At 47.1% G+C, this 23,555-nt stretch carries 26 protein-coding genes and 1 riboswitch; of the genes, 14 read left to right on the top strand and 12 right to left on the bottom strand.

Translation table 11 applies throughout. The features are described from left to right. Positions 1–9 precede the first annotated feature (9 nt). Positions 10–795, top strand: a complete 786-nt coding sequence (locus BLV33_RS09205) for a LutC/YkgG family protein (RefSeq protein ID WP_090798799.1) — start codon at positions 10–12, stop codon at positions 793–795. A 129-nt stretch (positions 796–924) separates the two neighbouring features. Here BLV33_RS09205 and BLV33_RS09200 read toward each other — a convergent pair whose 3' ends face one another. Both BLV33_RS09200 and BLV33_RS29265 read right to left on the bottom strand, forming a co-directional pair. Then, complete coding sequence (locus tag BLV33_RS09200) at positions 925–1,125, bottom strand: DUF2524 domain-containing protein (protein WP_090790329.1); 201 nt, start codon at positions 1,123–1,125, stop codon at positions 925–927. 258 nt (positions 1,126–1,383) lie between these two features. Continuing rightward, positions 1,384–1,560: a hypothetical protein gene (locus tag BLV33_RS29265; RefSeq protein WP_171909075.1), complete on the bottom strand. Its 177-nt coding sequence runs from the start codon at positions 1,558–1,560 to the stop codon at positions 1,384–1,386. A 300-nt stretch (positions 1,561–1,860) separates the two neighbouring features. Between BLV33_RS29265 and BLV33_RS09195 the strand changes: the two genes are divergently transcribed. Both BLV33_RS09195 and BLV33_RS09190 read left to right on the top strand, forming a co-directional pair. Beyond that, a complete protein-coding gene (locus tag BLV33_RS09195) occupies positions 1,861–2,406 on the top strand; it encodes an NfeD family membrane protein (RefSeq protein WP_090790327.1) in 546 nt (181 codons plus the stop codon). Then, positions 2,387–3,952: a flotillin family protein gene (locus BLV33_RS09190; protein ID WP_090798797.1), complete on the top strand. Its 1,566-nt coding sequence runs from the start codon at positions 2,387–2,389 to the stop codon at positions 3,950–3,952. Before BLV33_RS09195 ends, BLV33_RS09190 begins: the two co-directional genes overlap by 20 nt. A 415-nt stretch (positions 3,953–4,367) precedes the next feature. Here the strand turns inward: BLV33_RS09190 and BLV33_RS09185 are convergent, their stop codons facing one another. From BLV33_RS09185 to BLV33_RS09175, 3 genes are read right to left on the bottom strand one after another with little or no spacing between them, the layout of a single operon-like run. Further along, positions 4,368–5,456 (bottom strand): AI-2E family transporter, encoded by a 1,089-nt coding sequence (locus tag BLV33_RS09185; RefSeq protein WP_090790326.1) that lies wholly within the window; start codon positions 5,454–5,456, stop codon positions 4,368–4,370. A 20-nt stretch (positions 5,457–5,476) separates the two neighbouring features. Next, positions 5,477–6,223 (bottom strand): type I methionyl aminopeptidase, encoded by a 747-nt coding sequence (gene map / locus BLV33_RS09180; protein ID WP_090790323.1) that lies wholly within the window; start codon positions 6,221–6,223, stop codon positions 5,477–5,479. Between the two features lie 50 nt (positions 6,224–6,273). Then, positions 6,274–6,636 carry a winged helix-turn-helix transcriptional regulator gene (locus BLV33_RS09175; protein WP_090790322.1) on the bottom strand — a complete coding sequence of 121 codons (363 nt, stop codon included), beginning with the start codon at positions 6,634–6,636 and terminating at the stop codon, positions 6,274–6,276. A 192-nt stretch (positions 6,637–6,828) separates the two neighbouring features. Here BLV33_RS09175 and BLV33_RS09170 point away from each other — a divergent pair, with 192 nt between their 5' ends. Beyond that, the gene (locus tag BLV33_RS09170; RefSeq protein WP_090790320.1) at positions 6,829–7,131 is read left to right on the top strand and encodes a heme biosynthesis protein HemY; all 303 of its coding nucleotides are present in this window, start codon (positions 6,829–6,831) and stop codon (positions 7,129–7,131) included. Further along, positions 7,131–7,352, top strand: a complete 222-nt coding sequence (locus tag BLV33_RS09165) for a YuzB family protein (protein WP_090790318.1) — start codon at positions 7,131–7,133, stop codon at positions 7,350–7,352. Before BLV33_RS09170 ends, BLV33_RS09165 begins: the two co-directional genes overlap by 1 nt. 48 nt (positions 7,353–7,400) lie before the next feature. Here the strand turns inward: BLV33_RS09165 and BLV33_RS09160 are convergent, their stop codons facing one another. Then, positions 7,401–8,309 carry a TIGR01777 family oxidoreductase gene (locus tag BLV33_RS09160; RefSeq protein WP_090790317.1) on the bottom strand — a complete coding sequence of 303 codons (909 nt, stop codon included), beginning with the start codon at positions 8,307–8,309 and terminating at the stop codon, positions 7,401–7,403. A gap of 207 nt (positions 8,310–8,516) precedes the next feature. On the opposite strand from BLV33_RS09160, the gene BLV33_RS09155 reads away from it, so the two are divergent. The 5 genes from BLV33_RS09155 to BLV33_RS09135 all read left to right on the top strand — a co-directional run bounded on the left by BLV33_RS09155 (position 8,517) and on the right by BLV33_RS09135 (position 11,800). Beyond that, on the top strand, positions 8,517–9,080 hold the full coding sequence (locus tag BLV33_RS09155; RefSeq protein WP_090790316.1) for a glycine-rich domain-containing protein: 564 nt from the start codon (positions 8,517–8,519) through the stop codon (positions 9,078–9,080). Next, positions 9,077–9,529, top strand: a complete 453-nt coding sequence (locus BLV33_RS09150) for a hypothetical protein (RefSeq protein WP_090790314.1) — start codon at positions 9,077–9,079, stop codon at positions 9,527–9,529. Before BLV33_RS09155 ends, BLV33_RS09150 begins: the two co-directional genes overlap by 4 nt. 165 nt (positions 9,530–9,694) lie before the next feature. Beyond that, positions 9,695–9,783, top strand: a riboswitch (cyclic di-GMP riboswitch). A gap of 86 nt (positions 9,784–9,869) precedes the next feature. After that, positions 9,870–10,250, top strand: coding sequence for a hypothetical protein (locus tag BLV33_RS09145; RefSeq protein ID WP_090790312.1), 381 nt, complete (start codon positions 9,870–9,872; stop codon positions 10,248–10,250). Between the two features lie 121 nt (positions 10,251–10,371). Beyond that, positions 10,372–11,289, top strand: coding sequence for an exopolyphosphatase (locus BLV33_RS09140; RefSeq protein ID WP_090790310.1), 918 nt, complete (start codon positions 10,372–10,374; stop codon positions 11,287–11,289). 127 nt (positions 11,290–11,416) lie between these two features. Beyond that, on the top strand, positions 11,417–11,800 hold the full coding sequence (locus BLV33_RS09135) for an SMU1112c/YaeR family gloxylase I-like metalloprotein (RefSeq protein ID WP_171909074.1): 384 nt from the start codon (positions 11,417–11,419) through the stop codon (positions 11,798–11,800). A 280-nt stretch (positions 11,801–12,080) separates the two neighbouring features. Here the strand turns inward: BLV33_RS09135 and BLV33_RS09130 are convergent, their stop codons facing one another. After that, the gene (locus BLV33_RS09130; RefSeq protein WP_090790306.1) at positions 12,081–13,220 is read right to left on the bottom strand and encodes a THUMP domain-containing class I SAM-dependent RNA methyltransferase; all 1,140 of its coding nucleotides are present in this window, start codon (positions 13,218–13,220) and stop codon (positions 12,081–12,083) included. A gap of 135 nt (positions 13,221–13,355) precedes the next feature. On the opposite strand from BLV33_RS09130, the gene BLV33_RS09125 reads away from it, so the two are divergent. Next, positions 13,356–13,994 carry an O-methyltransferase gene (locus tag BLV33_RS09125; protein ID WP_090790303.1) on the top strand — a complete coding sequence of 213 codons (639 nt, stop codon included), beginning with the start codon at positions 13,356–13,358 and terminating at the stop codon, positions 13,992–13,994. A 486-nt stretch (positions 13,995–14,480) separates the two neighbouring features. Here BLV33_RS09125 and BLV33_RS09120 read toward each other — a convergent pair whose 3' ends face one another. Continuing rightward, complete coding sequence (locus BLV33_RS09120) at positions 14,481–15,695, bottom strand: MFS transporter (protein WP_090790301.1); 1,215 nt, start codon at positions 15,693–15,695, stop codon at positions 14,481–14,483. A 41-nt stretch (positions 15,696–15,736) separates the two neighbouring features. Beyond that, positions 15,737–16,510 carry a metallophosphoesterase family protein gene (locus tag BLV33_RS09115; protein WP_090790300.1) on the bottom strand — a complete coding sequence of 258 codons (774 nt, stop codon included), beginning with the start codon at positions 16,508–16,510 and terminating at the stop codon, positions 15,737–15,739. A gap of 155 nt (positions 16,511–16,665) precedes the next feature. Between BLV33_RS09115 and BLV33_RS09110 the strand changes: the two genes are divergently transcribed. Both BLV33_RS09110 and BLV33_RS09105 read left to right on the top strand, forming a co-directional pair. After that, on the top strand, positions 16,666–17,964 hold the full coding sequence (locus BLV33_RS09110; RefSeq protein ID WP_253187013.1) for a CapA family protein: 1,299 nt from the start codon (positions 16,666–16,668) through the stop codon (positions 17,962–17,964). 44 nt (positions 17,965–18,008) lie between these two features. Then, positions 18,009–18,647 (top strand): fumarylacetoacetate hydrolase family protein, encoded by a 639-nt coding sequence (locus BLV33_RS09105; protein ID WP_090790298.1) that lies wholly within the window; start codon positions 18,009–18,011, stop codon positions 18,645–18,647. A gap of 54 nt (positions 18,648–18,701) precedes the next feature. Here BLV33_RS09105 and BLV33_RS09100 read toward each other — a convergent pair whose 3' ends face one another. After that, positions 18,702–19,895: an HD domain-containing phosphohydrolase gene (locus tag BLV33_RS09100; protein WP_171909073.1), complete on the bottom strand. Its 1,194-nt coding sequence runs from the start codon at positions 19,893–19,895 to the stop codon at positions 18,702–18,704. A gap of 185 nt (positions 19,896–20,080) precedes the next feature. Here BLV33_RS09100 and BLV33_RS09095 point away from each other — a divergent pair, with 185 nt between their 5' ends. Beyond that, positions 20,081–20,905 carry a DUF92 domain-containing protein gene (locus tag BLV33_RS09095; protein WP_090798791.1) on the top strand — a complete coding sequence of 275 codons (825 nt, stop codon included), beginning with the start codon at positions 20,081–20,083 and terminating at the stop codon, positions 20,903–20,905. Between the two features lie 2 nt (positions 20,906–20,907). On the opposite strand, the gene BLV33_RS29260 is transcribed toward BLV33_RS09095, so the two are convergent. Together BLV33_RS29260 and BLV33_RS09090 are read right to left on the bottom strand one after the other, a co-directional pair. Continuing rightward, positions 20,908–21,051 (bottom strand): hypothetical protein, encoded by a 144-nt coding sequence (locus BLV33_RS29260; RefSeq protein ID WP_171909072.1) that lies wholly within the window; start codon positions 21,049–21,051, stop codon positions 20,908–20,910. A gap of 70 nt (positions 21,052–21,121) precedes the next feature. Then, positions 21,122–23,509 (bottom strand): beta-propeller domain-containing protein, encoded by a 2,388-nt coding sequence (locus tag BLV33_RS09090; protein WP_090790297.1) that lies wholly within the window; start codon positions 23,507–23,509, stop codon positions 21,122–21,124. Between the last annotated feature and the right edge of the window lie 46 nt (positions 23,510–23,555).

The raw sequence follows: 23,555 nt of genomic DNA, 5'->3' as shown, positions 1-23,555 counted from the left end.
CGGGGCACCATGCACGGCCGCGAGGCGTTCATGCAAAACATCGCGAGCCGCCTGGGCCGCCCGCAGCCCTTGGCCACAGCTCCGGAACGCCGCGAACACGGCGTTCCGGAGCACTACAAAGCCATCTCCCTGACGCAGGAGGAGAAGGTGGATCTGTTCATCCAGAACTGGACCGCATTAAGCGGCAAGGTTCTGGTGGTGAAGGGAGAGGAAGCCGGCCCCGCCATATCGGCTTACCTGCAAGAGGTGTGCCGCGAGCTCGGCGTGAGCCGCGCCACGATGTGGGACCACGAGCCGCTGGCGGCGCTCGGGCTCGAACCGGGCTTGGCCCAAGCAGGTGTAGCCCTTGTGCCGTGGCGCGAGCTTGCCGCAGACGGCGGCAAGCTTGGCACGGACGCGCCAGGCGCAGCTGCGGAGCAGCCGCAAGCGGCGCAAACCGCGAAGTGGGCGCAGCGCAGCGCCCTTCTGCGGGCGGCCGAGCGATGCCAAATCGGCATCGTCTGGCCGGACTACGCCATCGCGAATACCAGTACGCTGACGCTGCTGGCGCAAGGCGGAAAGGGCAGGTCGGTGAGCCTCCTGCCCGATATCCTGTTCGCTGTATTCCGCGCGAACCAGCTGGTCACCCGCATGGGGGAGATGTTCCAGCGGGTGAGAGAAGACCACCCCGACCCGGTGACCTTGCCGTCGTCGCTCAACATGATCACCGGCCCGAGCCGCAGTGCCGATATCGAAAACGACTTGACCATCGGGATCCATGGTCCCGGCAAGGTATATGCGGTTATCATCGAATAACCGCATCCGCAAATTAAAAGCTCTACCTGACGGGTTTCCCCCGGCAGGTAGAGCTTTTTTCAGTTGATATGAAAGTATAAGTTTTTCTAAACTTATACTTGCTTCGCATCATTTAGGACGGCTTAGCCGTTATCCTTGCAATTCATGCTGCGGACGAATGGAGCATTTATTTTCGATAAAGCGGATCTGGTTTTCAATACGGTTTATTTGCATTTCTGTTTCTTTAGAAGCTTCTCCATCGCTTTTGAGTGCTTTCAGTTCTTCCAGCAGACTGTTAAGATCTGCGCCGGCATTGGCGCAGTCATAATTACTTTCTAGATGCTCCAACATATTTATTCCTCCACGAATGCATTACTTTTTACCCTTTTTGCTGTTTTTATCAGAGGTTCGCGTAGTTGTGTTCTGGTTTGCATGTCCTTGCTGTTTGTCAGACATAATTGTTTTTCACTTCCTTAGCGATAGTGGTGAGATACCTGGGATATAAGGCGTACATAGATATTATGGAGTTAATCGTAATTTCCAATCCGTCTAAACAAATAAAACCCCATGAGCGATTGGGATCGTCCATAGGGTGAAAAACATTTTAAGTTAATGCTTTGGCGATAAGATTTTGTTTTCTATCGATTGCTTCAATTTCCGGATCGCTTCGGTTTCCAGCTTGTGGTTAAGTGGAAATTTCGCACCGGATAAGGCGAGGGCTTCTTTAACCGTCATTTCTACACGAATGAGTTCTTCACCTTGCGGAAAGTGCAAAGATGAATTCATGTTCGATCACTCCTCTTAAATCGATTTGTACCGCTTACAAACATCGAACCTATCCATTAATTAGGGTGCAAATAAAGGAGAAATGTTGATTTTATGCACTTTTAATATAACACATTATGTAAGGTTTTACAAGAGGTAATTTCAGAATTCGGGCTTATTTTTTTGAGAAATAACTTCACCATTTTTGCCGTGATTGTTTTGTAATATACTCCTTTCATCTTCGCCTGAAACTAATTTCAGCATCATGACGTATAGAACATACAGAAACGAACAGCAAAATTTTTACATGGGAGGAATGAGATGGAGACTCTCTTTTGGGGTTGTTTCCTGACTGGCATCATTTTTACGCTTGCTTCCCTTTTATTTGGAGAAGTGCTCAGTGGATGGGCAGATTCGCTAGCGGGACATCCGATTGCCTTTTTGCAGCCTGTCGTCTGGGTAGGAGGATTGACCACCTTTGGCGGATTGGGAATCTTGCTTCTGCATTATTCACCGCTAAGTGCAGCGATTGATTTGCTGTTGGCGGCATTTGCAGCCATCCTGCTTTCCATGCTGATTTGGCTTTTTTATGTCAAACCGATGAGTCGGAGTGAAATCTCCAGCGGTTTTTCGATGAGAGAGCTTGCAGGCCATATTGGCGAAGTGACCGTGGCGATTCCTCGAATTGGTTATGGTGAAGTGATAATCAAAGCTGGACCGGGCTTTACTAATCAAGTAGCTGCCGGATTTCAGGGAGCCGCCATTGATGCAGGATCGAGAGTAGTTGTGGTTGAAGTCAAAGACGACGTGCTATTTGTTTCGTTATTCGATGAAAAGATCAATGATGATGGACAGAAAGGGGATTAGTAATTTGACGAATTTGGATGCATTGTTGATACCGGGAAGTATTGTAGGGGTTATTTTACTGCTGGGGATTGCGTTTTGGGCTCGTTATAAAACGGTCGGACCCGATGAGGCGATGATCGTGACAGGATCATTTCTGGGAAGCAAATATGTAGCCGATGACGAAATGGGCCGTAAAATCAAAATCGTAAGAGGCGGGGGAGCTTTCATCCTGCCGATTTTTCAAAAAGCCGAATTCCTATCGCTGCTTTCCCACAAGCTTGATGTTTCGACCCCTGAAGTGTATACGGAGCAAGGTGTGCCCGTTATGGCGGATGGTGTAGCCATTATCAAAATTGGCGGATCGGTCGAGGATGTAGCAACTGCTGCGGAACAATACATGGGGAAACCTATCGAGATGCTCAAAAGTGAAGCACAGGAAGTACTGGAAGGTCACCTGCGAGCCATTTTAGGCTCGATGACTGTTGAAGAAGTTTACCGCAACCGGGATAAGTTTGCCCAGGAAGTACAGGGCGTTGCCGCGCGGGATTTGAAAAAAATGGGGCTTCAGATTGTATCCTTCACGATCAAGGATTTGCGCGATAAGCAAGGCTATCTGGACGCTTTAGGAAAGCCGCGGATCGCTGCCGTCAAGAGAGATGCGGAAATCGCCGAAGCCGATGCCGTGCGTGATGCCAGAGTGCAAAAGGCAAAAGCAGCAGAAGAAGGGCAAAAGGCGGAGCTGCTGCGAGATACCAATATTGCCGAAGCGGAAAAGTCAAAGGAGCTCAAGGTGGCTTCCTTCAAAATGGAGCAGGATACGGCCAAAGCGGAGGCCGATCAAGCGTATCACATTCAAGAGGCTCGCTCCAAGCAAAGCGTGGTGGAGGAGCAGATGAAGGTCGAGCTTGTGCGCAAAGAACGCGAGATTGATCTCGAAGGGAAGGAAATCCTCCGCCGCGAGAAGCAGTATGACGCCGAGGTGAAGAAAAAAGCTGACGCCGACCGCTATTCCGTGGAGCAAGCTGCGGAAGCGGAGAAGGCTCGCAAGTTTCTGGAAGCCGATGCCCTGCAATACCGGATCGAGGCGGAAGCCAAGGCTAATGCCGAGCAGAAGCGGCTTGACGGTATGGCTGCTGCCGATGCCGAGAGAGCCAAAGGTACTGCAGAGGCTGAGGTCATCAGGCTGCGCGGTCTTGCCGAAGCGGAAGCCAAGCAGAAGCTGGCTGAAGCTTTTGAAGCCTTCGGAGAAGCGGCTGTGCTCGATATAATTGTGAAAATGCTGCCTGAGCTTGCTGGTAAAATAGCCGGGCCGATCAGCGCGATTGACAAGATTACCGTAGTAGACACTGGTCACGGTGAAGGTGCTACCCGAGTCAGCAATTATGTAACATCCCTCATGGCAACAGCACCTGAAATGCTGAAGAGTGTCTCAGGCATCGATGTGGAAGGCATCATCAAGAATCTTACAAAACGCACAGCGAGCATTGGAGCTGCAATCCCTTCAGTATCTCCGGCGAACGCACCATCTCCCGTATTTACACCCGTGCCGGATATGGAAAAACCATGAAAGGGATAAGGGACAGCACAATAGGTAATGCAATTGCAAATTCCAGAATTTTGCGAGGTTTTTTAGCATATTTGATCAAGCGGATCTGTTAGAATTGGCGGGTAGGACTCAGTTTAATTAGGGAACCGTGGAGTGAGCCCCCGCGCAGCTTCAATTAGCCATCCGGATGCAAAAAGTACATCCCAAAACGGCACTTTGCTGATTTGTGAGATGCTCAGATGCAGAACCTGCATCTTGTTTCCAGCAAATAGATAGAAACTGGCGAAACTGGCTGAGCCATATGTAGGTTATACATCTGGTTCTGCCGGAAGTGGGCTATTCACTAAAAAAAGATGTATGAAATACATCTGGTCTCACGCTGTCCCTCCATCATCTCACAATGACAAACGGGGACAGCCGCTTTTTTTTTCGAAGGTCATTCCGCTTCAGGATCGCGAATCCATCTTTGCAGATATCCTTGGTCATACAGGGCTTTTAGCAAAATAATCAGTATGGGGGACAGAATCACGCCTGCTACCCCGAAGAGCGATAAGGAGATAATCATAAAGGATAGTGTTGTAAAAGCAGAGACACCCAATGAATCACCTGTGATTTTTGGCTCCATGATTTGACGGACCAGAATAACTACAAGCAAGACGGCAGTAAGCCAAATAGCTAAAGTGGTATTACCTACAATGAACAGATAGACAATCCATGGAATGAATAATGTTGCGACACCCAGAAGCGGCAAGATATCGAAGAATGCTGCCAGCAATGAGATCGAAAATGCGTTCTTAACATTGAGGATAAGCAGTGCGATGAAAATGACGATAAAGGTAAGTGAGATCAGCTTCAACTGAGCTTTTATGTAAGAAACGATACCTTTGAGTACATTCTCTTTGAGAAAAAAGTACACATGCTTGAAGGTACGGGGCGTTTTGTCAGCGGCGAGCTTTTTCCAGGCTTCAATCTCGATGCTTAGAAAATAAGCAAGAATGATCCCGACGGCAAAATTGAAGATAAATGTGGAGAATGAAGTTAAGCCGCCGACCAAACCGGACAGAAATCCAGTGATAAAACCAGATGCTTTTGAGGCGAAATTGGCAGCAGAGCCAGTTGCATTATTTAACAGTTCAGGGGGTATCAAATTTTGCAGTTGTCCTTGAATAACCGAAAACCGTTCCATCAATTGCTCCTGAAACAATGTCTGGGAACTGTATTTTCTAATTATATCGACTAAATTCAAGATCTGGTTGGTAAATATAATACCTGCACCGACCAGTGCTCCCAAGATCACGATGATGAACAAGAAGGTGGAAATGGCCGAGGCCAGCGATTTCCGCATCCCTCTGCGATTCAGAAAACGGGCCAACGGCTCAATCATGAAAAAAATAATGACAGCTAGAAAGATCGGTGTCGCGATCCTGTACAGGTAGCTGAAGAGAAGCATGAAAAGATAAACAGTCAGAATAATCAGCGCGATATCAAAAGCTGTTCTCCAATATTTTCTGTAAAAAGAAATCACTTTCTTCCCTCCAGCGACGATTATTGTTCGGTCAATATCCGCGGTCCTTCGCTCGTGATGGCAATAGTGTGTTCATATTGAGCGGACAGGCTCCCGTCAAATGTACGAGCCGTCCACCCATCCAGATCGACCTTGGAAAAATATTGGCCGACATTGAGCATCGGCTCTATCGTGAACACCATGCCTTCCTTAAGGCGCACACCTCTGCCAGCCGGCCCATAATGAGGCACTTGAGGCTCTTCATGCATATCCATGCCAATGCCATGACCGACAAAATCTCGGACAACAGAGAATCCCTCCGCTTCCGCGTAAGTTTGAATGGCATTGGACACGTCCCCAAGTCTGTTGCCAATGACTGCTTTTTCTATACCTTTATAGAGGGATTCCTTCGTAACCTTGAGCAGTTTTTGAGCTTCACTCGAGATATTCCCCACTCCGTAGGTCCATGCAGAATCTGCCAGCCAGTCACCCAATCTGACGACCATGTCAATCGTGACAATATCCCCATCGTTTAAAGGGTTTTTACTTGGAAACCCGTGGCAAATCACGTCATTGATCGAGGCGCAGGTTGCATATTGATAGCCTTTGTATCCCTTTTGTTCCGGAATAGCGCCATGTTTGGCCAAAAAGCCTTCAACAAATTGATCAATTTCCCAAGAGGTGATACCAGGCCTAATCATCCTGGCAATTTCTTTGTGGCATGCGGCAAGTATTTGTCCGGCTTTGCCCATTTTATCTATTTCTTCTTTTGACTTGATGGTAATCATAGGATGTACACTCCTTAGCTTCTTGTGAGCGGCAAAGCCATTTCAGTCCATTATGTCCACTTGGCGGACCATAATTTCATTTCTTTTAATATTTGATGCAAATCCTGACCTTTTGGTGTAAGTTTATATTCTACAGTAACTGGGACTGTCGCGTAAGCGGTCCTTTCCAGAACGCCTTGTTCCTCCAGGTGGCGAAGTGTATCCGTCAATGATTTGGGGCTGATTCCATTGATTTGCCGCTGCAGCTCGCCAAACCTGCGTGTCCCGCAGAACAATTCGCGCAGAACGAGAAATGACCATTTGCCGCCGATCACCTCCAGTGTTCTTTCCACGGAGCATTCTATGATTTGAGGTTCTTTCGGAATGTGATTGCTGCTTAAAGAAGTCGTTTTTACGGTTTTGAGAGTCGTCATATGAAACCTTCCTTTCCTAATATAATTACTTTCCTGTAGGTAAGTTAATTTCATTGTCGCATAAAGGAGAAAAAATTTCGCTACTTTCCATACTAAAGAAGAAGCTGTAAAATGGCAATAGAAGGCGAAAAGTTGATTTCAAAGCCCGCTTTCTTTACAATAATAATTAAAAAAAGTTTCAGGAGATGCTATATGAACGTCAAAATTACACGCAATGCTGCAAAAGTCTTACAACTGGAGCTCGACAAAGAAGAAAATAAGGGTCTTATGGTTCGTGTGCAAGTTACACATAAACATGGGGACCACGCCCATTATGGTCTTGGCCTTGATGATAAAAAGGATGATGATGTCGTTGTCAGCACGGATAAAGGCATCGATGTTGTACTTGATAAAAATGAACCTCTGCTTGACGGGATTCGGATCGATTATTTTTATGTCCCCGAGGAAGGCTTCATGATTACGAATCCGGCCAAGGGGAACACCGGGGACCATTAATGGCTAACGATATTCGTATATGCGACAAATGCAAGCATATGAAAGTCAAGTCAACCTTGACCAAGCTTGGTCGCATTGCACCGGATGCCGAAGTCAAGGTCGGATGCAAATCCTATTGCGGACCCTGCTCGCGATTTGCTTTTATTTTTATCAACGGACGTTATATCACGGCTCCCACCGAAGATGAAGCTTTGGAAAAGGCGCAAAAATACGTCAAATAAATGATTTTGACTAATAAGGAACAGCCTCTGCGTATTCTTGCGCAGAGGCTATTCCTTATTGAGTGGATTAGACGCCAAGTCACGCAAAGCTTGATCTATGGTAGGATATTTGAACTCGAAGCCATGCTTCAGCAGAACATGTGAAAGTACCTTTTGACCATCAAGCAGAAGGGTAGATAACTCGCCGAACATCAGCTTGAGCATGAAAGCAGGCAATGGCAACCAATGAGGGCGATGCCAAGCTGCAGCAATCGCTCTGCCGAATGCCTCATTCGTCACCGGATTCGGTGCTGTCGCATTAACTGGGCCGCTAATTTGCTCGGTTTGGATACAAGTATCAATCAATCGAACCATATCATCGATATGAATCCATGAAATCCATTGATGGCCGCTGCCGATTTTACCGCCGATGCCCAGCTTGTAAGGAAGCAGCATTTTGGGGAACGCGCCGCCATCTTTGCCGATGACCAGGCCAATACGGATTTTTACCACACGAGCATCCTTGATTTGGTCGGCTGCTTGCTCCCATTTTTCGACTACACCGGACAAGAAATCAACAATGCGATGAGGGCTTCGTTCATCGTAGGTATCCTCCAAGGATGTACCGTATATGGACATGCCGGAGGCGTTGATAACCACCTTTGGCTTATCATCAAGCTCGTTGATAAATTTCTCAATATAGCTTGCTGATTTCAAACGCGAATCCAGAATTCGATGCTTGGCCGCATCCGTCCATCGCTGATTTATCGATTCACCAGCCAAGTTAATGATAGCATCGATGCCTGAATGGGCAGCAGGATCTGCCAGCAATTGATTCCAGGTCACGTGAGAAATCCCTTTTTGAAGCGAAGGAGAAGAAGACCGGGAAATAATCAGAACTTCATGTCCGTTTTTCAGGAAAAAAGGAATCAAGTGGCTGCCGACAAAGCCTGTTCCGCCTGTAATCGCAATTTTCATAAGCTTCCCCCTTAGAGTTTTGCTTTAGCAAAACTTGCGTCGTAAGCATCCTAAGAGTTTTGCTTTAGCAATACTTGCATCGTAAGCATCTCCTTTCTTTCATTATAGTTGTATGAAGAAATATATGCCATCCTATTGGAGGATACTCCGGTATCCCTTATAATGGAAATACATAGCAAGGAAAGCCAAATTTCCGGGAGGTTATACATGCCAGCATTTTTTATTGGCGCCATCGTCTTCATCATCGTCATCTTCTTTGTGAGTTACAGTTCGCGAAGCAATCAAGGGACAACCAAACGTGTCCGTTATGATGCAAGTCAATTGCCCCAGGGATTGGGTTTACTTGATTCAATTCCACTGACGGAAGCTGTCAAACGACTCGAAGCCGCTTTTACTGCGGATTTTGTTGAAAGACTGGAATATAGGGTAATGACGAAGCATGGGAATATGTCGGAAGATGAATTTCATTGTAAGCTTTTTGAGCTCAAAAGATATTTCTTGATGAACTTGATTTTGAAAAGTACTCCGATGTTCAGTGAAGAGGTCGATGATATTTGGCACGAAATGCTGATGTTCACCAGGGAGTATCAAAATTTCGGCGAAGCCTTTATGGGCAGCCAAATACATCATGCTCCTGAACGCGACCCCAAACAAATGCCGGGTGACGTGCGTGGTTCGACTGGGTCTATGCGCATTTGTTTATATTCACTCCTTACAGTCAGGCGATTTGGAATGGATTCTTCCGCTATCCGCTGGAAGCAGAGAGATTGAATGTGCTTCAGCAGGGGAATGAACAGGAAATTTCAAGTCTCTGGTTTGATACGGAAACCGCCAATCGATATGTAGAGGTAAAAGAGACGAACCAGATTCTAATCAATCAAGCCATAGATGAAGCAAGGCATGCTGCGGGAAGCTCGAGCTATGCGCAAACAAATTGGTCAAGGAACAATGGAACCATGGATTTGACCTATTTGGCGGGAGCAATGATGTTTTTCTCCATGGTGGATAATTCGAATTATCAGAACAACATGAATGACGTTCTTCCGATTGACGACAGTCAGATGCGAGCAAACAGCGGCGGAAGCGGGTGCTCTGCCTCAGGCTGCGGGAGCTCCGTTTCATCGGATCAGGGCGGAGGCGGCGATTCCGGAGGCGGGTCCAGCTGTTCATCGGGTTCTAGCTGCGGCGGCGGCAGCAGCGGGTGTGGAAGCAGCAGTTAAGTCATTTCTCAAGGGGAAAATCCAGATAGAAAGGCATTTTTTGTAAAGATAGTTCTTATTACCTATATTCTTGCATGAAAAATAGTGCGATTGGATTATGTTTCCTTTTATATAAATCGCTTATATTTTAAGTAATAACAGCAGGATACGACATTTTTCGTTAAATCTCGATAATGGCAAAACTGGCGAAAGCCAGCGACGCAAAGCTAAAGGGGCTCCGTTCTCCATCTGGAACGTGCTTGCCAGCTGCCGAAGGATAGGGTTATATATACAGGACACCCCTCCCGACGGAATCACGGATGGGGTTTTATTTATTTTTTGGGACAGGAGGAAATAACAGTTGGAAGTTGAATGGAAACAAAATGAGGAAGAAGTGCTTACATCGATCAACGGAAACCGAGTGGCCAGTTTAATCCCCAGCTCGGAAGGGCCTAAATTGCTCATCGATACGGAAGAGTACTCCCTCAAGGAAGCTTGCTGGGATGTGGAAATGTTTCACGGAAGAAACAGCAGCATGTTGATCTTTTACTGGAAGGGCGAAGTCAAGCTTTCGGTGAAATTTGCACCACTTTCCAATCTATTTGATTTACACAGCATGGGCACAAACGCATCAGTGCCAAGCGAGAAGAACAAAAGCTTTGGGTGGTCTCAAGTAGAAGCATTTTTGTTGAAGCTTTATCAATGTTTAACCTTTAAATCAAGAACAGCTCAAGCCAACTAGGTTGGCAGCTGTTCTTTTTTTTGTTTGTTGAATTTTATATCAAATCGTTGTCACTTCCTGAAAGATCAAGGTATAATGATAGAAAAATAGTGCTAATGGACTATCAGGAGGGTTAATGGCGATGAGATTGATTACAAGGTCGGATTTTGACGGATTGGTATGTGCGATGCTTTTCAAAAAAATGAATATGATTGATGAGATGAAGTTTGTGCATCCGAAGGATATGCAGGACGGTGAGATCGAGGTTGGTGAAAATGATATCTTGGCCAACGTTCCTTATGTACCGGGCTGCGGCTTATGGTTTGATCACCATTCCAGCGAGCGGCAGCGGATGGATGCAAACGTGACCTTCAAGGGCGAGAATCGTATCGCTCCAAGCGCTGCTCGAGTGGTGTATGATTATTACGGGGGACGCGATAAATTCGGCAGCGAGCTCGATGATATTATGGAAGGTGTAGACAAAGCGGATTCCGCACAGTTCAGCAAGGAAGACATATTAGAGCCTCAAGGTTGGGATTTGCTTTCGTTCCTCATGGATGCACGTACTGGTTTAGGGCGTTATCGCGATTATAGGGTTAGCAACTATCAGCTTATGGAAAGCTTGGTCGATCACGTGGCTTCCAAGAATGTAGCTGAAATTATGGCGCTTCCCGATGTCAAGGAGCGTGTGGATCGTTACATAGAACTTGATGCCTTATACCAGAAAATGCTGCGCACCTACACGCGCACTGAAGGTAATGTTATTGTAACGGATCTGAGAGGGGTAGAAAATATTTATCCAGGCAACCGCTTCATGGTCTATGCCTTATATCCAGACCAAAATATTTCGATCTGGATAGTCGATGGACGCAATAAACAAAACTGCGTGTTCGCTTGCGGACACAGCATCATTAACCGCACCTCGAAGACCAACATTGGCGCTTTGATGCTGCAAAACGGCGGAGGCGGGCATCATGCTGCCGGTACCTGCCAGGTAGACTACGATAAAGCGGACACAGTGCTCAGCACACTCGTTGCTTCAATGAGAAGTGACGGTTAGAGTGAAATAAAGATTGCAAAGCAAATAAGCATAGTTTGGAGCCGCATCCGCTGACGTTATGTTCCGGGTGTGGCTTTTTTGTTAGACTATATAGAGAAAGAGCAGCGAAAAGGGAGGAAGTGTATTGATGCTTAATGGTTTCCATCATGCAGCAATTATATGTTCAAACTATCAACGTTCCAAACACTTCTATGTAGAATTATTGGGTCTGAAAATACTGAATGAAACCTATCGAAGCGAAAGAGATTCATTCAAATTGGATTTGCTGGTGGGAGAACGGGAACAGATTGAACTGTTCTCTTTTCCTAATCCGCCATCGCGGGTCAACCAACCCGAAGCACAGGGACTCAGGCATCTGGCCTTCTGTGTATCCAATATGGAGGAAGCCGTACATGATTTGGAGGCAAAAGGTATCAGCGTGGAACCCGTGCGTATTGATCCGATTACCAGAGGAAAGTTTACCTTTTTTGCAGATCCGGACGGGCTGCCGCTTGAATTGGTAGAAGTATAAGCCACATGCAAGGGGATGGGGATGGTAATAATATAAGCCGGCTCGGTTGCACCTGCACGTTTATCCCGGAAGGATGAAAAACATTGAAAAACATCCTTGCCTAAGAGAAAAAGGATAGAATTGATCCTGTAAAGATGTTTTTCATCGCTACAGAGGTTGCAGAGAGTCAATGATGGGCAAGACTCTGTCTGGGAAGAATGTTTTTCATTCTTTCCAGAGCTCAGAAAAAAAAGACTGCGCCTTGGAAAGATGTTTTTCATCCTTCCAAGGAGCTATCGATCTAGGGCTTTCTTGGAGGCAGCGGCCCCAAAAATTGCGCCAAGCTGCATTCGATGCGCCCATTGAACAGCTTGCGCTTTTTATCGGCGCGGCGCCCCATCCATTGCTCGAGCTGCCGATCCGGGCTGAGCACGAACGTGCTCCACGTGGGCAGCAGCCCCGTGACCTTCCCGAGCTGGCGCAGTGCCCGCTCGGCCTCCCCCTGATCACCCAGCCTCTCCCCATAGGGAGGGTTGGTGATCAGGCAGCCATAGTCGCCGAGCGGCTGGGCTTTGGCTACAGGCTCCACTCGAAAGTGGAGCTGTCCCGAAAGCCCAGCCGCCTTGGCGGCGGCCAGTGCCACATCGATGGCAGCGCCATCGATGTCGCAGCCGACGATGTCCAGCGGGACATCGTCCTGCACAGCGTCGTAGGCCTCTTCGCGGGCCTGCTCCCACAGCTCCGGCGGGACCGTGTCCCACGCCTCGCTGGGAAAGCTGCGCCGGAGGCCCGGCGCGATGTTCCACCCGATCATCGCAGCCTCGATCGGGATCGTGCCCGACCCGCAAAACGGGTCGTAGAGCGGGCGATCCGCCCGCCAGCGGCTGAGCAGCACCATCGCTGCAGCCATCGTCTCCTTGAGCGGCGCCTCCGTCACCAGCTTGCGGTAGCCGCGCTTATGCAGGCTTGGACCGGTGGTGTCGAGGGTCAGCGTCGCCACATCATTCAGCAGCGCGACCTCGATGACGTAGCGTGCGCCGGTTTCGGCGAACCATTCGGTGCCGTAGCGCAGCTTCATTTTCTCCACGATCGCTTTCTTTACGATGCCCTGGCAGGCAGGCACACTGGAAAGCTGAGATTTGTGCGAGCGTCCCTCGACGGGGAATTCGGCGTCCTCCGGAATCCAATCCGGCCAATCCAGGGCTTTGGTGCCCTCGAACAATTCGTCAAAGGTATGTGCTTCGAATTGCCCCATTTTGACCAGAATGCGGTCAGCAGTGCGGAGCCAAAGATTGGCGCGGCAAATCGCTAAGGCGTCTCCCTTGAAGAGAACACGGCCATTTTCAACCGTTACATCGGGATAACCCAAGTCGCGAATTTCGCGGGCAACCACCGCCTCGAGCCCCATGGGAACGGTTGCGATCAGATCTAACTGTGACATTATCTATACCGTCCTATCTCTAATCTTCATTTGAAAAAAGTTGATCTCAACCAGGAAAAACCATACAATTATCAAGTATAGGATAAAAGGGTTGGACTTACAATCGAGGAGGACCCTACTTGAGGAGGATGTTCGATGGAACCGATATCTGCAGAGAGCTACGTTGAAGCTTTATATGAGCAAGACCCTGTCCTGGAGAGGGTAAAAGAAGGAATAAGAAGCCGGAACATGCCAGAAATATCGATTGCATCGGGATATGGCAGATTGTTAACCCTGCTGGTTAAAATGATACGCGCCAAGAACGTGCTGGAAATCGGAGCGCTGGGCGGTTACAGCGGTATTTGTTTGGCTAGAGGGTTGGAGGCTAGCGGGAAGCTTGTCTCCTTAGAGCTCAAGCAGGAGTTCGCTGATGCAGCCCGGTTACATATCTCTGAGGCTGGTTTCGGAGAGCAGGTGGAGTATCGGATTGGCGAAGCCCTTGATCAATTCGAGGTGTTGATGGCGGAAGGAAAGACCTTCGATTTCTTTTTTATCGACGCGGATAAGGTCAACTATCCGAATTATTTGGAATGGGCGATAAAGCTCGCTAATCCGGGAGCCGTCATTGCCGGAGACAATACGCTTATGCATGGAGATGTACTTGATCCGGCCGTGAAAAAGGCATCTGTTGAGGCAATGCGTGAATTCAACCGCAAAATTGCCGAAGACCCCCGATTGGAAAGCACAGTATTACCTGCATATGACGGGCTGGCGATTGCTCGTATTCGCGGGTGAGAACACGATTATCGAGGTTTCCCGAAGCTTCTCGAGGACTCCCGGGGAGGATTCATCGTTTTTATAGTCAGGTTTTTTGATTGGATTCTAGTAGTCCTTGGTAAAATCAAACCAGTCCTTCACTGAGAAACATTGTGTGTGGGCTGGTTTTTGTTCACAGAAATCTATTTTGGGGATATCGATCAATAACAGTGCATTTCATACATTGTAATTTGTGAGTGTCCCCATACCTTGACCAAATCAGTATAAAGCGTACACTGTTTTTAAGAATTAGTTTGTCGATTCACTGATCTTCTTAGATTAGACTGCACTTTATACACTATTATTAAGATTATTGAAGATTGTATCCATTTTTTAGTGTAGGAAATACACTGTTCGCCTCACCACCCGGCTTCACTTCTAACCAGCTACTCCACACTACCACTTCACCACAACCTAACCAGCTTCACCCAACCAGCCAGCTTCGCCGCACTAACTAGGCTTCGCCTAATCGACAGCTTTTGGTAATCTTCGCATAGGAAGCAGCAATGTTTTATAGGACCAAAAGGCATTTACCATCAGCAGCACCGATGAAATAATGAAAATTTGCTGAATGGTCAGCAGCCCGGATATGGCACCGCCTACCACGGGACCGGTCATATTTCCCAAGCTCAAGGCGCTTGTATTAAAGCTGTAGGCGCGGCTTTCCATGCCCATTGGCGCATATTTGCCTATAAGCGCGTTCACGGTAGGCAATAGGCCTCCCATGAATATGCCGAGTCCGAATCTTGCAGCGAACAGCTGCCAAACATTATGTACTAAAGCTTGAGGAATGAACATTAAGGATGCCCCGACAAGGCATCCACCCAAAATCCATTCAGGCCCTATCCGATCCGAAAGACGGCCCAGGAGGGGTGATGAGATCATATTGGAAAATCCGGTGATCGACCCTACCAACCCGGCAAAAAGAGCAAGCCCTGGTCCATATCCATGGAGCTGCCCTACAAAAAGCGGCATCAATGGCATCGAACTCAAAAAAGCGAATTGAAGCATAAACGTGACCGCATATAAAGAAGGCAGCTGAGGAATATGCTTCAATTGGCCAAATCCGGAGAGGATGGAAACTTTAGGCTTGGCGATGGCTTCTTTGATATTAAATTTCTCTTTAACGAGCAGCAAGGTAAGGACGGAAGCGATAAACAGCAGCGAACCGGTGATATAAAAAATATATCGATACCCGATCCATTCCGCCAACAGCCCTCCGATAAATGGACCGAGAATGGTTCCGGCAACCGCTCCTGACTGCAGGGTACCCATGGCGAAGCCGAGTTTTTCCTTCGGCGTATTTGTTGAAACGAGAGCAACAGCAGCAGGAATAAAACCGGATATCGTGCCGTTTAGCATTCTCAGCAGGAGCAGCTGCCAGGCATTGCCGGCAAACCCCATCAGCGATATGACTACTGCCATACCGAACCCGGAACGCAGCAACATGACTCTACGTCCGTAACGATCAGCAAGCCCGCCCCAAAACGGTTGAAATAGAAACGAAGTGACGAAGTTGCCTGCGAAAATAATGCCTGCCCAAGTGGCTATTTCATGCGGATTTTTCATCCCAAGCTCTTGCAAATACAAGGGCATGAACGGCATAATCATGGTCATTCCGCCCAGAACTAAAAACTGCCCCAACCACAAAACCATTAAATTGACTTTCCACCGGACCATATGTACCCCTCATTTCAAGTTATCCTTGCAGTATGGAGAGTTTATTTGTGAACCAAACCGGTGCTGATTTCCAACATATAGCGATCGAAGTCAGGAAGCTTGGCAGCCCGAGCCAATTGGATCGAATGCTCTATATCATAAGGAGTACGAACAATTTGGATCGAATAGCTGGAGGGATGTAAGCTGTTAAAGCTGCCTTCGACAATACAATAGCAGGAGTGAGGATTTCCATCATAGGGTGACCCGACGCTCCCTACGTTAAACAAGGTTAAACCGCTGCCTTGATGAAGCTCGGTAGGGTTGTCCGAAGCTGTTTTAAGTGTGAGTAAATAAGGCACATGTATGTCTGCATAACCAATAAGATCAGGCCGCTTTTGACCGCAAGTCTGATTGGTAAGGTCAGTGTTGCTGAACATGGCAAGCCTTTCTTCCTTGCTGGCTTTGCGTTTGACACGGTGGAATACGCTATTGGCGGAAGCATGAAAAAATCGAAATAGTTTGCCGCTGAGCATAAATTCGTAAGCGAAGGGAAGCTGCGCCAGATAGGCAAGCCGCTCCGGACCAATTCTGGATTGCTGCCATAACCCATTGTCGTTATCCTGTTTATAGGTAATGCCCAAATCCCAATTCCCCTGCACCACTACTTCACAGGTTTCCCGAATTCGATCTATCGTTTCAGCCGGTTCCGGCCCCTTGCCTACAAGATCCCCCAGACAAACGATCCGATCAATCCCTCTTTGCTTTATATCAAGCAGAACGGCTTCCAGTGCCGGCATATTGCCGTGGATATCTGAAATCAATGCGATCCTTTCCATTATTCATCCTGCCTTTCCAGTCCAGTGAGGCTCATTACCATTTATATCATATCCCATAGATTCTGAGAATAAGTTACTTTTACAGCTCCATTCTGCTATAATTTGTTAGTGTTGACGCTTCCGCATTGATTAACTTTACCAGAAAGGGTTTAACCATGTTATCGAGATCAGATCGTCATCGTAAAAACCATAAAGAAAGTAAGTGGCCTGTCAAACGTCTTGTCGCCTGGATAGCTGCAATCGCCGCTGTTTGCTTGATCCTGGTCTTGGGTGCAATTTATCTTTTTTCTCAATCCAATCAAGCAACTATGAATCAAGGGAAGACTCCTTTGGCAGTATCAGCAGCTCCAACATCAAGCGCTGCAGTGACAACCAAGCCTGAGGCTACTCCTAAACCGGATCAGCAGCCAACGCCCGTGCCATCTCAGCCCATCCCAACAGCTTCAACTGTTCCATCAGCTCCAGCACTGACTGAAGCGCCGCAAACTCCTTTAACCGGACAGCAAGTTAAGCTGAGTTTTGTCGGAGATGTGATTTTTTCAAGCACAGTAGAAGTTCAAATGAAAAAAAATGGCTATGATTATCCTTATACCTTTGTTAAAGATTATCTCCAGAAAGCGGATTACACGGTTGCCAATTTGGAAACTCCCATAACGGTTAGAGGAGAAGTTCAGAAAAAAGATTATGTTTATCGCGGCTCACCGCTCGCTTTACCGCCCTTTAAGGACGCTGGGGTAGATCTGGTGAATTTGGCCAATAACCATGTTATGGATTATGGTAAAGAAGGACTGCTGGATACGTTCGATGAGCTGAAAAAAGTGGATATCAAGTACATAGGAGCAGGCAAAGATGCCGCAGAAGCCTATAGTCCCGTTATTGTTGAAAAGCAAGGGATTAAAATCGCTTTTCTGGGCTTCTCACGTGTCGTACCGGAGGGTTCCTGGAAAGCCGGAGTCAATCACCCGGGGGTAGCAGAAACCTATAGCTATACAATGCCGGTTGAAGCCATCCAAAAAGCCAGACAGCAGGCTGATCTCGTTGTCGTCATCGCGCATTGGGGAGTGGAGCGTACGGATAACCCTGATAAATTTCAAACCGAGCTTGCGCACCGTTATATCGATGCCGGAGCAGATTTGATTGTTGCCAGCCACCCTCATGTGCTGCAGGGATTTGAGAATTATAAAGGCAAGTGGATTGCTTATAGCCTTGGTAATTTCATTTTCACAGTTAACGAGGTCCAAAAGACTTTGGAATCCGTTATTCTGCAAGCAACTTGCAGCAAGGAAAAACGCTGTGACCTTGATCTTGTGCCTATTCAAAACAAAGTGGCACAGCCTGAAATCATGGCCAAAGAAAAAGCAACAAAGCTGTTTGAGCGTTTAAGCCAAATTTCGATCCAGGCCAAAGTTAACGAAGCAGGACGAGTCGTGCCGCTGCAGACTTTACAGCGCTGATAGGATATGGATTATATACTACTAAATGAAAAGAGGAAATATCGATGACAAACTTTAACACCATACGTAATATTTACTGTGTCGGGCGTAATTATCGGGAACATGCCGCTGAGCTTGGAAACGATGTACCCGATAAGCCGATGATTTTTACCAAACCCACGCATGCGCTAATCTCCATGGACGCGGAACATGTAACTCTTCCCGGAGATCAAGGCGGAATCCACTATGAGGGAGAGCTTGTCCTACATGTAGGGAAATCTTATACGCCTGGGATCAGCGTTGATGAGATTATCGATCAATTCGCATTGGGCATAGATTTTACACTTCGCGACGTACAAAATGAAATGAAGAAAAAAGGACAGCCCTGGCTTCCGGCCAAAGGCTTCTTGGGATCAGCGCCTATAACAGGTTTTCTGCCTTTTCCTGGAGCAGCCGCCTTGGAGCAAACTGATTTTCAGCTCCTGAAAAATGGGGAATCCGTTCAGAGAGGCAATATCCAAAATTTGATCTTTAACCTGCAAACCATTATTGATTTTATCGCAGTCAACTTCGGATTGGGTGAAGGCGATATCATCTATACAGGAACACCTGAAGGCGTGGGTCCTGTTCAGCAGGGCGATCGCCTGGAGCTTCTGTGGGGCGACCAATCTTTAGGGTCTATTACCATAAAAACCGAAGGTTAATGCCTAAACCTTCTCGCACCAAAAAAGCTCCCCTCGGGGAGCTTTTTACAACAGTTAATGACTATTTTCAGTCTTCTCTGCGAGATTGAAATCGGAATAAGCATCGCGTACTTTTACAATATTCGGCAGCTGTTCAAAAAACACATCAACGACCCGAGGATCAAAATGATGACCGCGTTCTTCCTTGAACAAATTGAGAATTCGGTCCAGCTCCCAAGCCTTTTTGTATACTCTTTCGCTGCCTAACGCATCAAATACGTCAGCAATGGCTGTGATGCGGCCATAGATGTGGATTTCCTCGCCTTTGATTCCGCAAGGATAACCTTTTCCATTCCACTTCTCATGGTGCTGATAAGCAACGATAGCAGCTGTTTTAAGAATGTGGCGGGTGGAGTTTTTGAGCAAATTATAACCGATATTCGTATGAGACTTCATGACATCGAATTCTTCTTCCGTCAGCTTGCCCGGTTTTTTGAGCACCTCATCCGGGATCGCGACTTTGCCGATGTCATGCATCGGGGAAGCCATTTTCAGCAGGTCGGCTTCTTCCTGGCTCATCCCAAGACCAAGTGCCAGAAAGTAAGAAAATTCCGCAACACGTTTAACATGGTTTCCTGTTTCCTTGGAGCGGCTTTCGCCGATTTCACCCATCGTGAAAATAATTTCTTTTTGCGTTTCTTCGATTTCATTGGTGAGCAGAGCAGATTCGAGGGACTTTCCCGCATAGGAAGAAGCAAGTGTCAAGTATTCCATGTCCTTGCTGGAAAATTGTCCGCTCTCCGTCATTTTGTTGATCGCCTGATAGGCTCCCATAATTTCGCCTTCATTATTGCGGAAGGGAATGACCATTAACGCTTTCGTGCGATAACCGGTTTGCTTGTCTACCTTTAAGGCACCGTTGATCAAAAATTGTTTATATTCTTCATTTTCATAAGCGTCGTCGATGAAAACAGCCTTACCGGATGTGACTGCATGACCAACAAGTCCAGCAGTACTGGGCATTCTTATTTCATTCATGCCGTGGGCGACCTTGGACCAAAGCTCGTTTTTATTCTTGTCAAGCAGCCAAACAGTACAGCGGTCGGACACGATCATGTCTCTGCCCATGTCGGCCATCAGCATCAGCACGTTGTCCAGATTGCGCTCATTCGCGATTTTGGCTGCGAAATCAAAGATGATCCGAAGCATTTCTTCTGGGTGCAAGTCCTTTTTGAGCTTTGGCTCGAGTCCAACCATGTCGTGTTCCATATAATCCTCCTTGAGTCTCTTTTCATCCTATACTCCTCATAAAAACCATATATTCCTCACAAACACCAAAAATCCTGCTTGAAAGACAAGATATTGGGGAATTATGTCGAAAAACCCATGATTGTTTCGGGTAAGCTCATCCTGTAAAATGAATCAAGGATATCAGCAAGGAGGCAGCGTTAGTGATTGGAGCTTGGTTGACAGGTTTGTTGGGAAGTTTGTTCATTGCATTACTGGCTTATTGGAAGCGTTCATTATCTTTGTCGGGAGCCATCGCTGCATTTATGCTAGGAACCATTATGTATGGGCTTGGCAGCTTGGCATGGTTCGGAACGTTGATTGCCTTTTTTATATCATCTACAGCGCTTTCCAAGTTGAAACACCATCGTAAGTCGGCTGCAGAGAGCGGTTACGCCAAAGGTAGCAGACGCGATGCCGGTCAAGTGGTGGCAAATGGAGGCTTGGGTCTAATGCTGTGTACAGCCTCCGCAATATGGCCGCATCCCATCTGGTTGGCAATGTTTATCGGAGTCATGGCAACAGTGAATAGTGATACATGGGCGACTGAAATTGGTGGTTTGAGCCGTAGTCTGCCTCGATCTATAGTTAGCGGAAAGCAGGTCGCACCCGGGACATCCGGCGGAATTACCTGGATGGGTATTGCGGCTTCAGCTGCCGGAGGATTGTTCATCGGCGCAGTTGCTTGGATCTTTATTCAGATATCTCCCTTAACAGACATGCAGTGGTATGGCGGAGGGATGTTGATTCCATTGCTGGTAACAGGTTTATTCGCAGGACTGTTAGGCTCACTTGCCGATTCATGGCTGGGAGCTACGGTTCAGGTGATGTATCGTTGTGACAGCTGCGGAAAAGAAATAGAAAAATCCCGCCACTGTGATGCAGATGCTGCGCGCATCAGAGGAGCATCCTGGATGAATAATGATGCAGTCAATACTGTCAGCTCGGCTATTGGTGGCATTGCGGCGGCAATGCTGATATGGCTTCTATAAATCTACTCATCTCTTCGGGAATAAGCTTTATTCAGCACCCAAATCAATAAGACTAGCATCGTGATTACAAGCACGATTCCAAAAATAAGCGCACCGATCATAATTATCTTCACCTTTTCCGGTATTTTATCGAAGTCTTCATTCATTGTAGATTACCTGTAATCGTAAAACAACCCTGAAACTCTAACTGAGTTCAGGGTTGTTGCTGTTGAATGGCTAAGGAGTCAATTTCAACAGGCTCAGTTCCTTAAGCGAGCCGAGCTCATTAGCTTTAATCATGCCTGAAGATACACTGTACAGTACATTATCAATATACATGCCTCTTTGAACATTGAAATCACCTTGATACCAGCCGGATCCGGCTTTATCCAAGTCTGCTTGGGATAAATGTGTGATTTTGCCTTGAAGCTGAAAGCCTTTCGTTAAATCCACATGGTACACATACAGTCCTTGGAACGTAAATTGTCCATAGTCCATAACTCTTGATGCTCCGGCTGCCGCCTTATTTTCCATAACCGTAACCGGGAAAGCCAGCAAGCCTTTTTCTTTGGAGAACAGAAGCGCTTTATGATTATGAAGCAATTCAGAATCCGTTCCTCGCACACCAATGGATTCCTTGAACATTTCGATTGGATGAGTGACGTCGCTGACATCAAACATGGCAATTTTCATGCCTTGATAAAATGCGGTTGTCGATCCCTTAGGATCCCATTCATTGGCCGCTTCAACCGCATCTTTGCCAAATCCAATGATGTGATTCTCATCATAAGGATGCAAGTAATCGCTATAGCCTGGGATCTTCAGTTTGCCCAACACCACAGGGGCTTTGGGATCTTTAAGATCAATGACAAAGAGCGGGTCGACTTTCTTGAAAGTGACCATATAGGCGCGATCCCCCATAAAGCGAATCGAATAGATGCGTTCACCGGGAGCAAGTCCCTCGAGTTGTCCGCTCCTGTTCATTGTACCGTCAAGCACATACACATTGTTCTTGGAGGTTTGTTCATCCGTCCTGAATATGTTCCCATTTGTTGTGGCAATTCGGAAATATCCGGCGTGTTCATCCATGGCGAATTGGCCGATAATGGTACCCGGTACGGTCCCACTCGCAATAGAACGAACGGCTCCTTGATCCAAGGCAAATTTATAAATCAATGTATTGGTTTCAACTGACTGCGGCATCATTTTGGAATTGGCTGCCGCCACATCATTCATGGGTTGGGTCACTTGTTTATATTGGGTAACAGCAACGTACAAATGATCCTCGTTAGCATATATATTGTCGCCTGCACCTACATAGGAAGAGACCTGCATTGGCTTATTAGCCTCGCTTAGATTTAAACCGCCGACAAGTACAAAGTTCGGTGCGACTGTACCCGGGAAATAACGAATTCGATCGTAAGGCAGCGGTGTATAACCGTCACTCGTAGCAGTGTCCCGATATGAAGGAGCCGTTAGCAGATTGTCATCAGCACTGTTTTCCTTTAGTATTTGCATGTCGATGCCTTTGTTCGCGATTACATACAACGAATCGTTGATTTTTCTCGAGGAAACGTAATAGCCGTCCAGCTCAACTTCACGCAGTTTTTTCAAATTAGCTTTATCAGTAAGATCGTAAATGATCGCTTTTACGGTTGTTTTAAAATTCGGTCGGATGGGCATTATCATTTTGCTGTCCATTGGCTTTGCAGCAGGGAAGGAGATCGCACGATTTCCAGCCGTATTCCCGATAACAATCAGATACTTGCTGTCCACATAAAGCTCAGTTGGCTGCATTGCCCCATCTGAAAAAGAAAGCGTGCTGACTATTTTCATCTTGTCGGCAGGTACCGCTTGACTGACAATGACCTTGTCCCGATTGACTTGATAGATGTAGCTTCCGTCCGTTTTAACGATGTCCGCTTCATCAACTCCCGCTACCTGCACATTCGTGGTGGAATAGCCGGAGGATGTATCCGCTTTGCTTTCAATGGCAGCTGCAGCTGAAGATTGTGCTGTCGCTGGAACAGCTCCGGTCGAAGCGGCACCTGCACTTTTCATCACATTTCGGTTGTTCATACTATACTGCATATTTCCATTTATTTGGCTTTCTTCAAGCAAAGCAGAGAGCTTCGCAGCGGAGCCGACAATCGGAAGATTGCTTTCTTCCTTTTGCAGCACTAAAGCTTTGCGGGATTCGTCCCAATGCACAATAAAACCAAAGGCTTCAGAAAAATTGCGCAGCGGCACCATAAGGCTTTCGTCAGCCAAGTAAGGTGCCTCTGCCAGTGATAGCTTCCCAATGCTGCTTTGCGCTTCAGCTTGTCCCAAATTCCAGATCAAAGAGCGTCCATCCTTCTTTGAGGCAATTTCTCCGGTTTGCTCATTCCATTGCACTTGTATGCCCAGCATATCGCTCATTTCTCTGAGCGGCACCATCAAGTGATTGTCCATGTTTTGCGGAACGGTTGTAAAAGTAAGCTGCTTGCCGGCGAATTCAATGGGGATCGGTCCGGTTCCCGTTGTCACTTTCGCAGCGGCGTCGTTGCTCCCAGCCAATGAGCCTGTGGTAAAAAGCGCAAATACTGCTAAAATGAGTCCACCCAATAATGCCATTTTTTTCATACATAAGCCCCCTCCAACCATCAGTTTATTCTTGCTTTCACTGACG

It is taken from the genome of Paenibacillus sp. GP183 (genome assembly GCF_900104695.1).
In the GTDB taxonomy this organism is placed as follows: domain Bacteria; phylum Bacillota; class Bacilli; order Paenibacillales; family NBRC-103111; genus Paenibacillus_AI.
This window is presented reverse-complemented; position numbering and strand designations above follow the sequence as displayed.

What these genes read in the sequence shown, in the direction of transcription:
- BLV33_RS29265 (WP_171909075.1), bottom strand. Translation starts at nt 1,560, where the DNA reads ATGAATTCATCTTTGCACTTTCCGCAAGGTGAAGAACTCATTCGTGTA.
- BLV33_RS09170 (WP_090790320.1), top strand. Translation starts at nt 6,829, where the DNA reads ATGAACGTCAAAATTACACGCAATGCTGCAAAAGTCTTACAACTGGAG.
- BLV33_RS09130 (WP_090790306.1), bottom strand. Translation starts at nt 13,220, where the DNA reads ATGTCACAGTTAGATCTGATCGCAACCGTTCCCATGGGGCTCGAGGCG.
- BLV33_RS09125 (WP_090790303.1), top strand. Translation starts at nt 13,356, where the DNA reads ATGGAACCGATATCTGCAGAGAGCTACGTTGAAGCTTTATATGAGCAA.
- BLV33_RS09155 (WP_090790316.1), top strand. Translation starts at nt 8,517, where the DNA reads ATGCCAGCATTTTTTATTGGCGCCATCGTCTTCATCATCGTCATCTTC.
- BLV33_RS09175 (WP_090790322.1), bottom strand. Translation starts at nt 6,636, where the DNA reads ATGACGACTCTCAAAACCGTAAAAACGACTTCTTTAAGCAGCAATCAC.
- BLV33_RS09195 (WP_090790327.1), top strand. Translation starts at nt 1,861, where the DNA reads ATGGAGACTCTCTTTTGGGGTTGTTTCCTGACTGGCATCATTTTTACG.
- BLV33_RS09165 (WP_090790318.1), top strand. Translation starts at nt 7,131, where the DNA reads ATGGCTAACGATATTCGTATATGCGACAAATGCAAGCATATGAAAGTC.
- BLV33_RS29260 (WP_171909072.1), bottom strand. Translation starts at nt 21,051, where the DNA reads ATGAATGAAGACTTCGATAAAATACCGGAAAAGGTGAAGATAATTATG.
- BLV33_RS09110 (WP_253187013.1), top strand. Translation starts at nt 16,666, where the DNA reads ATGTTATCGAGATCAGATCGTCATCGTAAAAACCATAAAGAAAGTAAG.
- BLV33_RS09200 (WP_090790329.1), bottom strand. Translation starts at nt 1,125, where the DNA reads ATGTTGGAGCATCTAGAAAGTAATTATGACTGCGCCAATGCCGGCGCA.
- BLV33_RS09120 (WP_090790301.1), bottom strand. Translation starts at nt 15,695, where the DNA reads ATGGTCCGGTGGAAAGTCAATTTAATGGTTTTGTGGTTGGGGCAGTTT.
- BLV33_RS09090 (WP_090790297.1), bottom strand. Translation starts at nt 23,509, where the DNA reads ATGAAAAAAATGGCATTATTGGGTGGACTCATTTTAGCAGTATTTGCG.
- BLV33_RS09205 (WP_090798799.1), top strand. Translation starts at nt 10, where the DNA reads ATGCACGGCCGCGAGGCGTTCATGCAAAACATCGCGAGCCGCCTGGGC.
- BLV33_RS09135 (WP_171909074.1), top strand. Translation starts at nt 11,417, where the DNA reads ATGCTTAATGGTTTCCATCATGCAGCAATTATATGTTCAAACTATCAA.
- BLV33_RS09100 (WP_171909073.1), bottom strand. Translation starts at nt 19,895, where the DNA reads ATGGAACACGACATGGTTGGACTCGAGCCAAAGCTCAAAAAGGACTTG.
- BLV33_RS09140 (WP_090790310.1), top strand. Translation starts at nt 10,372, where the DNA reads ATGAGATTGATTACAAGGTCGGATTTTGACGGATTGGTATGTGCGATG.
- BLV33_RS09105 (WP_090790298.1), top strand. Translation starts at nt 18,009, where the DNA reads ATGACAAACTTTAACACCATACGTAATATTTACTGTGTCGGGCGTAAT.
- BLV33_RS09160 (WP_090790317.1), bottom strand. Translation starts at nt 8,309, where the DNA reads ATGAAAATTGCGATTACAGGCGGAACAGGCTTTGTCGGCAGCCACTTG.
- BLV33_RS09190 (WP_090798797.1), top strand. Translation starts at nt 2,387, where the DNA reads ATGGACAGAAAGGGGATTAGTAATTTGACGAATTTGGATGCATTGTTG.
- map (WP_090790323.1), bottom strand. Translation starts at nt 6,223, where the DNA reads ATGATTACCATCAAGTCAAAAGAAGAAATAGATAAAATGGGCAAAGCC.
- BLV33_RS09115 (WP_090790300.1), bottom strand. Translation starts at nt 16,510, where the DNA reads ATGGAAAGGATCGCATTGATTTCAGATATCCACGGCAATATGCCGGCA.